11 protein-coding genes are annotated in these 13522 nt (G+C 72.7%); 8 read left to right on the top strand and 3 right to left on the bottom strand.

The genetic code is table 11. From position 1 onward, the window contains the following. The first annotated feature begins 121 nt into the window (after window positions 1-121). Complete coding sequence (locus AC0B9F_RS16950) at window positions 122-2806, top strand: ATP-binding protein (protein ID WP_472003316.1); 2685 nt, start codon at window positions 122-124, stop codon at window positions 2804-2806. A 3-nt stretch (window positions 2807-2809) separates the two neighbouring features. Then, entirely contained in the window at window positions 2810-3688 is an 879-nt protein-coding gene (locus AC0B9F_RS16955) for an alpha/beta fold hydrolase (protein ID WP_472003318.1), read from the top strand. A 79-nt stretch (window positions 3689-3767) separates the two neighbouring features. Here AC0B9F_RS16955 and AC0B9F_RS16960 read toward each other — a convergent pair whose 3' ends face one another. Next, complete coding sequence (locus AC0B9F_RS16960) at window positions 3768-4304, bottom strand: hypothetical protein (protein WP_472003319.1); 537 nt, start codon at window positions 4302-4304, stop codon at window positions 3768-3770. Between the two features lie 367 nt (window positions 4305-4671). Between AC0B9F_RS16960 and AC0B9F_RS16965 the strand changes: the two genes are divergently transcribed. The 4 genes from AC0B9F_RS16965 to AC0B9F_RS16980 all read left to right on the top strand — a co-directional run bounded on the left by AC0B9F_RS16965 (window position 4672) and on the right by AC0B9F_RS16980 (window position 9090). Continuing rightward, window positions 4672-6243 carry an alpha-L-arabinofuranosidase B gene (locus tag AC0B9F_RS16965; protein WP_472003320.1) on the top strand — a complete coding sequence of 524 codons (1572 nt, stop codon included), beginning with the start codon at window positions 4672-4674 and terminating at the stop codon, window positions 6241-6243. An 87-nt stretch (window positions 6244-6330) separates the two neighbouring features. After that, window positions 6331-7200 (top strand): class II glutamine amidotransferase, encoded by an 870-nt coding sequence (locus AC0B9F_RS16970; protein WP_472003321.1) that lies wholly within the window; start codon window positions 6331-6333, stop codon window positions 7198-7200. 154 nt (window positions 7201-7354) lie between these two features. After that, a complete protein-coding gene (locus AC0B9F_RS16975) occupies window positions 7355-8137 on the top strand; it encodes an MEDS domain-containing protein (RefSeq protein ID WP_472003322.1) in 783 nt (260 codons plus the stop codon). After that, a complete protein-coding gene (locus AC0B9F_RS16980) occupies window positions 8134-9090 on the top strand; it encodes an anti-sigma factor RsbA family regulatory protein (RefSeq protein WP_472003323.1) in 957 nt (318 codons plus the stop codon). Before AC0B9F_RS16975 ends, AC0B9F_RS16980 begins: the two co-directional genes overlap by 4 nt. Before the next feature lie 53 nt (window positions 9091-9143). Here the strand turns inward: AC0B9F_RS16980 and AC0B9F_RS16985 are convergent, their stop codons facing one another. Together AC0B9F_RS16985 and AC0B9F_RS16990 are read right to left on the bottom strand one after the other, a co-directional pair. Further along, a complete protein-coding gene (locus tag AC0B9F_RS16985; protein WP_472003324.1) occupies window positions 9144-9836 on the bottom strand; it encodes a GAF and ANTAR domain-containing protein in 693 nt (230 codons plus the stop codon). Window positions 9837-10457: 621 nt separating this feature from the next. Next, a complete protein-coding gene (locus AC0B9F_RS16990; protein WP_472003325.1) occupies window positions 10458-11201 on the bottom strand; it encodes an SOS response-associated peptidase in 744 nt (247 codons plus the stop codon). Window positions 11202-11514: 313 nt separating this feature from the next. Here AC0B9F_RS16990 and AC0B9F_RS16995 point away from each other — a divergent pair, with 313 nt between their 5' ends. Together AC0B9F_RS16995 and AC0B9F_RS17000 are read left to right on the top strand one after the other, a co-directional pair. After that, on the top strand, window positions 11515-12813 hold the full coding sequence (locus AC0B9F_RS16995) for a phosphatase PAP2 family protein (RefSeq protein ID WP_472003326.1): 1299 nt from the start codon (window positions 11515-11517) through the stop codon (window positions 12811-12813). 150 nt (window positions 12814-12963) lie between these two features. Next, entirely contained in the window at window positions 12964-13491 is a 528-nt protein-coding gene (locus AC0B9F_RS17000; protein WP_472003327.1) for a hypothetical protein, read from the top strand. Window positions 13492-13522: the final 31 nt, after the last annotated feature.

The following is a 13522-nucleotide window of genomic DNA, read 5'->3' on the forward strand; positions in this document are numbered from 1 at the left end:
ATCCGGTTTCGGGGTGCTTGTGCGGTTGACCGGCGGGTACGGGCGTCAGCCGCGCGTCCAGTGCCTGGCACGGCGAGCGCACCTGACGGTGCGACAGGGCCGTCTCCTACAGTGGGTGCTCGTGCTCTACGGCAGATCCGCGCAACTCGGCGCACTCGACGAAGTGATCGCGCAGGCCCGCGACGGCGCCGGCCGCGCCGTGGTGCTGCGCGGCGAGGCGGGCGCGGGCAAGACCGCCCTGCTCGACGCGGCGGCCGCGCGGGGCGGTGCGATGCGCGTGCTGCGGGCCACCGGGGTAGAGGCCGAGGCCGACCTCGCGTTCGCCGCGCTGCACCAGATGCTGTGGCCCGTGACCGGCTCGCTCGACGCGCTGCCCGAGCCGCAGCGCGACGCCGTGCGCGCGGCCCTGGGGCTCGCCGCGGGCAGCGCCGGCGACCGGTATCTGCTCGGCGCGGGCGTCCTCTCGCTGCTCGCCGAAACCGCCGCGCCGCACGGGCTGCTCTGCGTCGTCGACGATGTCCAGTGGCTGGACCGGGCCTCCGCCGACGCGCTGCTGTTCGCCGCCAGGCGGCTCGGGACCGAGCGGATCGCGATGGTGTTCGCGGTGCGCGGGGACGCCCCGGTCCGGGGCGTGCCGACGACGGTGGACGTACCCGGTCTGCCCGCCGACGCGGCGGCCGAGCTGCTCCGGTCCCGCCATCACGTGGCCCCCGCCGTGGCACGGGGCCTCGTGACGCTGACCCGCGCGAACCCGCTCGCCCTGAGCGAGATCGCCGCCCGCCTCACCCCCGCGCAGCTCGCCGGACGCGACCCGCTGCCCGACCCGCTTCCCGGGGGCGCCCGGCTCTTCGGCGACCGGGTGGCGGCATTGTCGCCCGCTGCCCGGCAGCTCGCGCTGGTCGCCGCCGTGGAAGCCGGCCTCGACGTGGTCCTGCGCGCCACCGACCACCTGTGCACCGAGCAGATGGCACTGCCCGGTGAGTACGGGCGGAGAGCGCTGGCGGAGCTGGAGGAGTCCGGGCTGGCCGAACTGGCGGGCCCGCGGGTGCACTTCCGTCATCCGCTCGTCCGGTCGGCGGTGCACGAGGCGGCCGCCCCCGCCGACGTCCGCCGGGTGCACGCGGTCCTGGCCGAACTGACCGAGGGCGAGCGCCGCGCCTGGCACCTCGCCGCAGCCGCCGTGGGCCCGGACGAGCGGATCGCCGCCGAGCTGGCGGCCGCCGCGGAGCGGGCGCGTGACCGGGGAGGGTATGCCGGCGCCGCCGACGCCCTGGCCCGGGCCGCCGAACTGACCCCCGAGCCGCACGCCCGTGCCGTGCGCCTGAAGGACGCCGCCGTCGCGGCCTGGCTCGGCGGCCGCCCGGGACAGGCGGAGTCGCTGCTGGCCGAGGCGCGCGAGCGGGCCGGTGCGGACACGGGCCTCGCCCTGGAGATCGCCCGGCTGCGGGGCCGGTTCGAGCTGAACGCGGGCAACGCGGCCGAAGCCGTACGGATCCTGGCGGCGGGCGACAGCCTGGAGATGCTGGCCGACGCCGTGGAGGCCGCCTCGTACGTCGGTGACACCGCGGCCGTGGTCGAGCTGGGACGCAGAGCGGCGGCGCACCCCGAGGGGTTCCTGCGGGACACGGTCGCCGGGATCGCCCTGACCCTGGACGGCGACGCCGCCGGGCCGGGACTGCTGCGGAGGGCGCTGGAGCGGGCCGGCGGGCTGCGGGACGCGGCGGAGCACCTGTGGGCGGCGGCAGCGGCCGGCCAACTGGGCGAGTCGGACCTGGCGAACGAGATGGTCGAGCGGGCCGGACGGGTGGCCAGGGTGTCGGGGATGGCCGGACAGCTGCCGGTCGTACTGGAGTTCGTGGCGACGGCCGAGCGTATCGCCGGGCGGCTCGACCGCAGCCGGGCCGTGTCCGAGGAGGGCCTGGAACTGGCCCGCGAGGCCGGCTACACCAACACCGTGGCCGCGCACCTGGCCAACCTGGCGGTGGTGGCGGCGCTGCGCGGCGAGGAGGAGACCTGTGCTCGGCTGGCCCGTGACGCCCTGGCCATCGCCGTACCCCACCGGGTGGGTCTGCGGGCAGGCGTCGCCGCGTACGCGACCGCACTGCTCGACCTCGGCCTCGGGCGTCACTCGGCGGCGCACGACCGGTTCACGGCCCTCGCCGCGGCGGGCCCGGGCGCCGGGCACCCCGTCGTGGCGTGGCGGACGGCGCCGGACCGCGTGGAGGCTGCCGTGGGCGCGGGCGACGAGGCGGGCGCACGGGCGGTGCTGGCGGCGTACGAACGGTGGTCGGCGCACGCCGCGACGCCCGAGTCGCGCGCCCTGCTGGCCCGCTGCCGGGGCCTGGCCGAGTCGTCCGAGGACGGTTTCACGGAGGCGCTGCGCCTGCACACCAATCCGTTCGAGGCGGCCCGCACGGCGCTGCTGCTGGGTGAGCGGCTGCGCCGGGCGCAGCGCCCGGGCGAGGCGCGGGCGCATCTGCGCCGGGCCTGGGAGACGTTCGAACGGGCGGGCGCGCGGCCCTGGGCCGGACGAGCCCGGGGTGAGCTGCGGGCGGCGGGGGAGAGCGGGCAGGCCGCGCCCCCGTCCGCGCTCGACGCGCTGACCCCGCAGGAACTGCGCATCGCGGGCCTGGTCGGCGACGGCCTGTCGAGCAAGCAGATCGCCGCGCGGCTCTTCCTGAGCCCGCGCACCGTCGAGTACCACCTGTACAAGATCTACCCGAAACTCGGCATCGGCTCCCGTACGGAACTGGCGCGACTGGTAGTTCTACTGAAGGCGCCCGTGGCGGAAGCCGACATGATCTGAGGCATGCATGAAGTGACCATCTGGAGTGAAGAGTTCGGCGCCGCCACCGACGCGCCGATCCTGTTGATCATGGGGTCGATGTCACAGGGCGTCCTGTGGCCCGACGAGTTCGTCGGCCGCCTCGTCGCCGGAGGCCGACGGGTGATCCGCTACGACCACCGGGACACCGGCAGGTCGGACACGGTCGACTTCGCGGCACAGCCGTACACATGGGACGACATCAAGAACGACGTGTACCGCGTCCTGGACGCCCACGGTCTGGACAGCGCGCACCTGGTCTGCCACTCGGCGGGTGGGCTGCTCGGTCAGTTCGTGGCCGTGGAGCGGCCGGAGCGGGTGCGCTCGCTGACCGTCATCGGCTCCTCGCCGCTCGGCGGCGGCGAGGGCCAGGTGATCATGCGGGCTCTGACGGGGCAGCCGCAGCCGGAGGGGAGCCTGCCCGAACCGACGCCGGAGTTCGTGGACTTCTACCGCGCGCTGATCGCCGCGCCACCGGCACAGGGCCGCCGCGCCCGCATCGACGGCATGATCGCCGAGCAGCGCGTGCTGCACGGCGCCGGGCTGCCGTTCGACGAGGACGCGGCGCGCCGGCTGCAGGAACGGGTGTACGACCGGGCCCGTGACCTGGCGGCGGCGGCCCATCACCGGCTGGCCGCGATGGCGAAGCCGGACTTCGAACCGGTGGGCGTCCTGGACCAGGTGAAGGCGCCCACCCTGGTGGTCGAGGGCAGCCACGAGCCGGCCAAGCCGGGCCACGGCGCGCTCATCGCCGAGCAGATCCCCGGGGCGCGGCTGCTGATCGTGGCGGGCATGGGACACACGCTGCCGCCGGAGACGCACGAGGAACTGGCCACCGCCGTCCTCGCGCACACCGCCGGGTGACGCCGGCCGGCTCGGCGCCCGGCGCGCCGAGCCGCCTCGCCCTCCGTGTCGCCTGCCCCTGCCGCCGGCGGCCGGTGTCTCAGTCCTCGTCCGCCTGGGACAGCGCTTCCGTGATCATGCGGGTGGCGAAGTCCGGGTCGTCGGTGATGCGGTTGATGTGCTCCGCGAGCAGGAAGGCGGTGGCCTCCAGAGGCGTCAGTTCCGTCTCGGTCCAGTAGCCGTACTGCTTGCGCCACAGGCTGGGGCTCAGACCGGTGCCCGCGGCGACGACCAGGCCGGCCATGGTGGGGATGGCCTCGGGGTGGACGCTCTTGGGCATCATGCGCATCGAGGCGACGAGGTTGGGCACCACGCACTCGATGACGTCCTTGTCGTGGTCCTCGTACGCCATCCGCAGCCACTGAACGAACATGTAGATGAGGGTGCACGCCCCGTCCAGCAGGTCGTCGACGCCGTCGGGTCCCAGGGAGGCGGCGAACTGGTCGACGAGTGCCTGCTGTTCGGGGTCCGTCCTGGTCCTGCGGTCGTGGACGGCCTTGAGCCGGGAGTCGACCATCATGAGCGCCGCACTCACATCGCCTGCGGGAGCGTGCATGGGGTCACAGGGTGACGCCACAGGACCTCCTCCTCGTGTGACCTCGGGGGCAACCGCGCCGTGTCCGTACAGTAGACCGCCGATGCGGCAAGGCGCGGGCGAACCGGCGATCGATCCCTTGCCCGACGAAGCGCTGACGAGGCGCCACCGAGCGCCGCAAGAGCGCCGATCGGGGTCGCTCGCCTCCCGCAGGACGCCAGGCCGGCCCGACCCGGCACCGACGTCCTGTGCGCAGCATGTTGACAGCCCTCGGTGGCTTCCTATCATCACCTTGTCCGCAAACACGACCAGTGTTCGAAATCTCGGCCATTTCTCTGACAGGTGCATGACTGGCTTTCGCACGCCCCGGCGGTCGACCCCGCCCCCCACTCACCCCAGGAGACCGTGCATGTCTTTCTCCCCCACCCGCTCGAGGCACGCCCCGCTCGCTCTGCTCGCCATCGCCCTGGCCATGGTCACCGCCCTGCTCGGCGGCCGGGCGGCCTCCGCCGATCCCCGGGCCGCGGCCGCAGGCTCGCTCCCCTGCGACCTGTACGCCGCGGGCGGCACCCCCTGCGCGGCCGCGCACAGCACGACCCGCGCGCTGTACTCCGCGTACAACGGCCGCCTCTACCAGGTCCGGCGCGCCTCGGACGGCGCCACCCGGGACATCGGCGCGCTCGGCGCGGGCGGCTACGCCGACGCCGCCGCACAGGACTCCTTCTGCGCGGGGACGAGCTGCCTCATCACCGTCATCTACGACCAGTCCGGCCGCGGCAACCACCTCACCCAGGCACCGCCCGGAGGGTTCTCCGGCCCCGCGGCCGGCGGATACGACAACCTCGCCGAGGCGTCCGCGGTACCGGTCACCGTCGGCGGCCACAAGGCCTACGGCGTCTTCATCGCCCCCGGCACCGGATACCGCAACAACCACACCAACGGCATCGCGACCGGAGACCAGCCGGAAGGCATGTACGCGATCCTCGACGGCAGCCACTACAACGGCGGTTGCTGCTTCGACTACGGCAACGCCGAGACCAACAGCCGGGACAACGGCAACGGCACGATGGAGGCCATCTACTTCGGCAACATCAAGGTGTGGGGCTACGGAACGGGCAACGGCCCCTGGGTGATGGCCGACCTGGAGAACGGCCTGTTCTCCGGCGTCAACCCGGGCTACAACGCGAACGACCCCAGCGTCAGCCACCGGTTCCTGACCGCGATCGTCAAGGGCGGCGCGAACAAGTGGGCCATCCGCGCCGGCAACGCCCAGTCCGGCGGCCTGTCCACCTACTACAGCGGACCGCGCCCCAACGCCTCGGGCTACAACCCGATGAAGAAGGAGGGCGCCATCATCCTCGGCATCGGCGGTGACAACAGCAACGGCTCCGCCGGCACCTTCTACGAGGGGGTGATGACCTCCGGCTACCCGTCGGACGCGACCGAGAACGCCGTACAGGCCAACATCAACTCCGTCGGCTACACGGCGCCCGCCCCGGCCGGCGGCCTCACCGCGGGCTCCAGGGTCTCGCTGCGGGCCACCACGTCCTGCTGCACCGGCGAGTACCTGCGGCACGACAGCGCGGACAGCGACGCGGCCATCTCGGCGGTGTCCTCCTCCAGTTCCTCCGCCGACAAGGCCGCCGCCACCTGGATCGTGCGCGCGGGCCTCGGCGACGCCTCCTGCGTCTCCTTCGAGTCCGCCGACAAACCCGGCCAGTACCTGCGCCACTACGACTTCCGGCTGCGCCTCGACACCATCGACAGCGGCGCGCTGTCCCGGCTGGACGCCACGTTCTGCCCGCAGGCCGGCCACAACGGTCAGGGCGTCTCGCTCCGGTCCGCCAACTATCCCGGCGACTTCGTGCGCCACTACGACCACGCCGTCTACATCGCCGGTCACGGAGGGTCCCACGCCTGGGACGACGCCGCACTCTGGGCCGACGACACCAGCTGGGCCGTGACCACTCCCTGGGCCTGACGCGTACCGAGGACGGGTGGGGGCACTCGGCGCAGGGCCCCCACCCGTCCGCACCAGCCGCGAAGGCCCCGATGGAGGAGGTTCCCCGTGTGCCGCCTGTTCGGCCTCAGCAGCGCCCCCCGGCGTACGCACGCCACCTTCTGGCTCCTGGACGCCCCCGACAGCCTCAGCCGGCAGAGTCACCACGACCCCGACGGCACCGGCCTCGGCCACTTCGCCGCCGACGGCACCCCCCGCGTCGACAAAGCGCCCATCGCGGCCTACCGCGACCGCGCCTTCGCACGAGAGGCCCGGCAGGAGGAGTCGGCGACCTTCGTCGCCCATGTGCGCTTCGCCTCCACCGGCAGCCTGGACTTCCGTAACACCCACCCCTTCGAGCAGGAGGGGCGGCTGTTCGCTCACAACGGGGTCATCGAAGGCCTCGACACCCTCGACGAGCACCTGGGCCAGGACCGCTCACTGGTCCGCGGCGACACCGACTCCGAGCGGTTCTTCGCCCTGATCACCCGGGAGACCCGGCGACACGACGGCGACGTCACCACGGGCATCCGGCAGGCCGCCCGCTGGGTCGCCGCGCATCTGCCCGTCTACGCCATCAACCTGGTCCTGATCACCCCGCGGGAACTGTGGGCGCTGCGCTACCCCGACACCCACGACCTGTACGTTCTGCAGCGCCCCGCGGGCGGCCAGCACGGCAGCAGGCACCTCGACCACAGCGGCAGCGACGGCCGCATGCGCGTCCAGTCGGCGCCCCTCGCCGACCACCCCGCCGTCGTCGTCGCCAGCGAGCGCATGGACGACAACCCCCACTGGCGCCTCATGGAACCCGGCGAACTGCTGCACGTCGGTCCCGACCTGCACACCACCCACACCGTCGCCCTGCCGGACCCTCCCGCCCACCTGCTCACCCTCGACGACCTGCGCCCCGACGCGGCAGCCTCCCAGAAGGCCGCCTGACCGGTCCCGAACGCCGCCGGCCGCGGAGTCAGGGCACTGCGCAGACGTCGTAGCCCTGTCCCGCCGGGCAGTTCGGCGGACGGATCCCCTCGGGTGTGCTTGGCCCGCGGCCGCCGGCGTTCAGTAGGGTGGCACCCGATGGAGGGGAGGACCGGTGAGAGCGGCGCGCACACTGGTGACACTTGACGAGGTCACCACCGGTGACCACGTCTGCCAGCTGCTGGGGCCGTCGGACGACGTCATGGACCGCAGCCGCGCCTTCGTCGCCGACGGTGCCCTCTACGGCGACAAGGTCGTGATCGTCGGCCCGGCCCCGCGGTCGGCCGGCGAGTTCGACCCGCTGGTGCTCGACCCGTCCCGGCTGGACGGCTCCCTCCTCGCCGCGGTGCGCCGTGAGGCGGTGAGCGCCGGGCGTGAGGGGTTCCGCTCACTGCGCGTCCTCCACCACGTGACGCCCGCCGACCGCCCCCAGGGCCCGGAGGAGCTGCTGCGCAGCGAACTGGACCTGGAGGAGTTCGCCGCCGACAGCGGCGCCCTGGTGGTCTGCGCGTACAGCAGCGGCGACTGGGACGCTTCTACACTGGAACACGTCAGGTGCGTACACCCTCACCACCTGGGCAGCCGCCCGGCATCACCCGCTTTCCAGGTGTACCGGGCGGGAAAGGACGGCTGGACGGTGAACGGGGTCATCGACGCGGAGGGCGCCCCCGCTTTCGGCGCCATCCTGCGGGGCCTGCTGGCGCAGACGGCGACAGTGCGCCTGATCTGCCACGACCTGGACTTCGTCGACGCCGCCGGGATGAGCGCGCTGGCCGACGCTTCCCGGCGGCTGCCGGACCGCAAGGTCGTGCTGGAGGGGACGAACGAGACGGTACGGCTGGCCTGGGAGCTGTCCGGCTTCGGCGCCCCGGCGATTGCGGTGGTGATCGAGCCGTGAGCGATTCCCCTTCCCGCCTCGTCACCCCCGCCGCGCCCGGGTACCGGCACGAGCTGTACCCCTATCGCGGCCGGGAGGAGTTCGTCGCGGGCGCCCTCGGCTTCATCCGGGAGGCCCTCGACGGCGACGAGGCCGTCGTGGTGGCCGTCCCGCACGACAAGGTGGTGCTGCTGCGGTCCGCACTCCCCGACGATCCGTCGGTGCGCTACGTCGACACCACCGCCGTGGCACACCGTCCCGGCCGGCTCATCGCAGCCTGGCAGGAGTGGATCCGGGAGTACGTCTCCGAGGGCCGTCCCGTGCGCGGGATCGGCGAATCCCCGTGGGGGGAGGTCGGCAGCCGGGCCGAGGCCGAGGAGCTGCGCTATCACGAGTGGCTGCTCAACAAGGCCTTCGCCGACAGCCCGGCCTGGTGGCTGCTGTGCCCCTACGACACCGCGGGCGAGCGCGCGGCGCTGGCGCAGATGGCCCGCTGCCACCCCGAGATCCGCGCGGAGGGCAGCAGCACACCGTCCACGGACTACGACCCCGACGCCCCGTTCGACTTCGCCGCGCTGACCGGTCCCTGCGACCCGTACGACGAGTTCGTCTACGCCCGCGGTGACCTGCCGGCGCTGCGCGAGAAGATCGCGGCCTGCGCCGAACAGCACGGGCTCGGCGGCCGGAAGCTGCGCGAGCTGCATCTGGCCGCCACCGAGGTGGCCGCGAACAGCATCCGGCACGGCGGAGGCCAGGGCCGGCTGCGCACCTGGAGCGAGGACCACCGGCTGGTGTGCGAGTTCCGCGACGCCGGCTACATCGCGGACCCGCTGGTGGGACGCTCCCGCCCCGACCATCTGCAGGCCGGCGGCCGGGGCCTGTGGCTCGTGCACCAACTGTGCGACCTGGTCGAGATCCGCTCCACCCCGGACGCGGGCACCACGATCCGCCTCCACACCGAACTGCCCGGCTGACGCCCCGCCGCCCGGCCCGGGGCGGTGGGCTCGGTCCGATCGGGGCGACGGGCTCAGTCCGATCGGGGGGCGGCGGAGCGGACCTGCTGGGCGATGTCGCGCAGCTTGACGTTGTGGTGCTGCGACAGGCGGCGCAGCACGCCGAAGGCGTCCTCCTCGCTGAGGCCGTGGCGTTCCATGAGGATGCCCATGGCCTCGCCGATGGCGTGCCGGGTCTCCACCGCCCGCTCCAGCTGGTCGATGGTGCGGGTGCTGGACAGGGCCACGGCCGCGTGGGAGGCCAGCAGCCAGCCGGCCGTCTCGAACTCCTCGGTGAAGGTGCCGGGGGTGCGGGAGTACAAGTTCAGCGCGCCGAAGTCCTCGCGGTCGGCGTACAGGAGGACGCCGGTCATGCTGCCGATGCCGAGCTTCTGGGCCGCCTCGGAGAAACGCGGCCACGACGGCGACGGACTGTGCATGTCCGCGATCCGGAAAACCCGGTCACGTTCGCCCTGGCGGGCGAGGTCGAAGCAGGGCCCCTCACCCAGGTCGGCCTGCAACCGGTCGGACTGCTCGACCATGTCGCCGCACGCGGCCAGTGTCACCGCCCGGCCCTTGCGCATCGCCAGGACGCCGGCCGCGTCGCAGCCCTCCACGAGTCGTACCGCCGATGTCGCGATCAGGTCCAGCGTCGCCTGCACCGAATCCTGGGCCAGCAGGTCCCTGGCCAGCTGAGCCATCCGCTCGGCGTACTCCCGCCAGTCCATCCACCCACCCGCTTCGCTAGCCGTCATCCCCACCCTAGCCCGCACCGTCCCCTCCCTCCCCGAGGAGCACCTGCCATGGCGCAACATGCCGCCCAGGTGTGCAACGGCACGGGCGTCCACGAGCACGTGCACGACGCCCGCCACCTGCTCGGCTTCCCCTGCCACTGACGCCGCGCACCCATGAGCTCCGCAACGGTGGGAAACCTCCTCGTGCGGGGCAGGCTCGCCGGTCTCGCCGCCGGCGTCCTGGTCCAAGCGGTCGCTTTCGGCGGCATCGCCGCGCTGCCGCTGTCCCGATGGGCACCTACCTGGTGGGCGACCGTGGTCGCGATGACCGCGTTCGCCGTCGTGATCGTCCGGCCCACCAGTTCCTGCTCAGTGGGCCGGATTCGGCGTGCTTTTCGGTGTGTTGGCCGAGCGCCTTCCGAATCCCGGGCCGTAGATGCCGGCGCCCCGACCGGCCGCTGAGCTCGGTGACGGTCAACGGGCGGCACGTCGAGTCGCCAGAAGGCCGCCGCGTCCAGTCCCGGAGCGTGCACGACCGCGGCGCAGATTCGATGCAGCACCCGGGACGGGCGGTCCCCGCGGCCCGGTGCACGCCGGGTTGTCGGTCCTCGCGGGCTACGGCGTGGCCTCGTCCAGGAGTTGCGGACCGTTGTTGCGGGTGTTGTTCACGGCAGGGGAGACCGGGCGGGCGTCGAGGCGGCCGCCGGCGGGCTGTTCGAGCAGGGCGCGCAGCTCGTCGGCGTCGTCGTGACGGGGGTCGAGCCAGGCGGCGTAGTGGTCCGGGGTGAGGGCGAGCGGCATGCGGGGGTGCACCCGGCCGGCCGCGTCGGTGGCCTCGGTGGTGATGATGGTGCAGGTCGTCAGCCAGGCGGCGGGGTCGTCGTCGTTGTCGACCCCGGGGTTGCGCCAGTACGCGTACAGGCCGGCGAGCGCCATGATCTGTCCGTCGGCGGGTTGGATGAAGTACGGCTGCTTGCGCTTCTTGCCGCCGGCGGCGTCCTCGACCTCGGTCCACTCGTAGAAGCCGTCGGCCGGGAGCAGACAGCGGTGCCGGGCGAAGGCGCGGCGGTAGGCGGGCTTCTCGTGCACCGTCTCCACGCGCGCGTTGATCATGCGGGAGCCGACGGACGGGTCCTTGGCCCAGGACGGCACCAGCCCCCAGCGCAGCGGCCGCAGCTCCCTGCGCGGGGGTGCGCCGGAGCCTTCCGTGCGCGGGGCGCGCTCCAGGACGCCGTAGACGTCGTCGGTGGGGGCGACGTTCCAGCTGGGCGCCAGGGTCTCGTCGGGGCGCCATTCGGCGACGTCGAAGAGATGGCTGAGGTCCTGCGGACTGCGGGTGGAGACGAATCGGCCGCACATACGGCCACTGTGCCATGACGTCCGGCCCGGGGGAGCGACCCGGGAGCGGCGGCCGACATGTCGCCGATGATCTCCCCGAGGCCGAATTCCGCAGCCGGAACCGGACAATTTCCCGCCTTTCTCATCGCCCGGCGAAAAGCCGCCCGCACCGCTCCCCTAGCATGTTCGGACTTGCGGTGAATGATCTCATCGCTTCCATTCAGTGAACCCATAACGAACAAATTGGCCGAATAGATTGATATCCAGAGCGTTGCGGAAATCTCCAGGCATAAAGGACAGCAGTCCGTCGATCGCGTGGCGTCAACGACGAGTGATGCTGTGGGGCGCGGCGGGTGCGGCGGCTCTCGCGCTCCTTGTCGCGCTGGAGATCGCCGCGCGCCACTACGGCGAACCCGGGCCGATCACCGACCAGCTGAACGGCGTGATATTCGCCCCGAAACCGGGGCCGCTGTACGGCGGTCTGGCGCTGATGATGGTGGTGCTCACCTGGCGGCAGCGTTTCGTGGCGGCCGGCGTCGCTATCGGCATAGACGTCGTCTTCGTCCTCGTACGGTGGGCGGCCGGCGTCAAGATGACGGACGGGCACACCTTCGGCAACGGTGCACTGTGGGTGATGCTGGGCTGCGCGGTCATCGCCGTCACGCGCCGCACGGGCCCGGAACGCGTGCTGCTGCTGAAGGGCGTCGGACTGGGCCTGCTCCTGGTGGCCGGCCGCAAGACGGGCGACACCTGGCTGGTGATCACCGCCAAGGCCCACCCGACGGTGCTCGACCCGTACGTGGCGGCCGCCGATCACGCGCTGGGCAACCCGTCGTGGCTGGCAGGCCGGATCCTGCAGGCCACCGACCCGATCGGCACCCATCTTCTCGCCGTGGTCTACGCGCAGCTGGCGGTGGCCGCGATCGTCGTAGCGCTCTACCAGCTGCGGAACGTGGCGGCCGAGCGGCGCTTCCCGCGCCACCACCTGGTGCGCACTTTCCTGGTGATCGGCCTGCTCGGCCCCGCCATCTACATGGTCTTCCCGGTGGTCGGACCGGTCTTCGCCTACGGCCCGGGCGCCTCCGGCACCGGCGGCGTGCACTGGGCGGTGGCCAACCTCTGGCCGAACACACCGCCACCCGTCACCGCATTGCACCCGGTGACGTACGACGACCTCACCCCCCGCAACTGCATGCCCAGTCTGCACACGGCGTGGGCGACCGCCATCTTCATCCATTCCCGCAAAGGCCCGCGGCTCCTGCGCTACGCGGGCGCGTTCTGGCTGATCGCCACGCTCAGCGCCACGCTCGGCTTCGGCTATCACTACGGCGTGGACCTCGTCGCCGGTGTGGTGTTCGCGCTCACCATCGAGGCAGGGCTGCGCGCTTTCGACCGCGGCTGGGACCGGTCAGCGATCGGGCTGGTGGTGCACGGCACCGCGGTATTCACGGCGCTGCTGCTGGCGTACCGCTTTCTGCCGCTGGAGATGGCCGGGCATCCGGGGCTGTTCGGGCCGCTTCTCCTCCTGGCGATGGCCTCGGTCGTCTACGGCTACGTCCGCACCACCCGGCTCTGGGAACCGGCGCTTTTGCCCGCGCCGCAGCAAAGGGAACCGCAACCCGAACCGGTGTGAGCCGACCGGCGCCCTCCGGGGCTCCACTTCCCGCGCGGCTTGTGAACGGGGGAACTTCCCGGCTCCTTCGGGCGTTGCGGTGGACGACCTGATCATTTGATGCGCGATACGACGAGGACGACGGCGTCGGCGGGGGGAAGTGAGCAATCCATGGCCATGGTGGGCCTGTTCTGGATCGCCGAGGGCGACGTGTACGTGGGCGCCAAGCCGTCCGGCCTGGCCCCCGGGGTCCGCCTGACGCCGGAAGGTGTGGTCGCCCTCGGCGAGAGGCAGTCCGGCGTCTTCCTGTGGGAGGACGTGCGGACCCTGACGGTGGCGGACGTACCGGTGAAGACCTTGAAGCGGCAGATCGGCGCGGTCCGGAAGTTCGCCGTGGACACGGTGGCGAACCTGGCCCTGCCCATCGGCCCGACGCTGATGGACGAGACGCCGCCGATGATGACCCTGCACGTGGGATCGCACGACGGCGACCACGAGCTGGCGGCCTACACGGCCGCAGCCGTCGGCTACACCCCGGCAGAGGCCGACCTCTCCCGTGCCCTGCTGTCCCGCCTCACGCAGGGCGCCGCCACGATGGCCACGACGCTGGCGGCGATGTCGCAGTGGGGACGCGCATGGGAAGGCGGCTCGCCCGGACGCGCGGAACGCGAGCGGCTGCTGCGCGAGTGGGCGCACTGAGCGGGGACCGGCCGGGGATGAGGATCGGCGC

The organism is Streptomyces sp. NPDC097129, assembly GCF_055668065.1.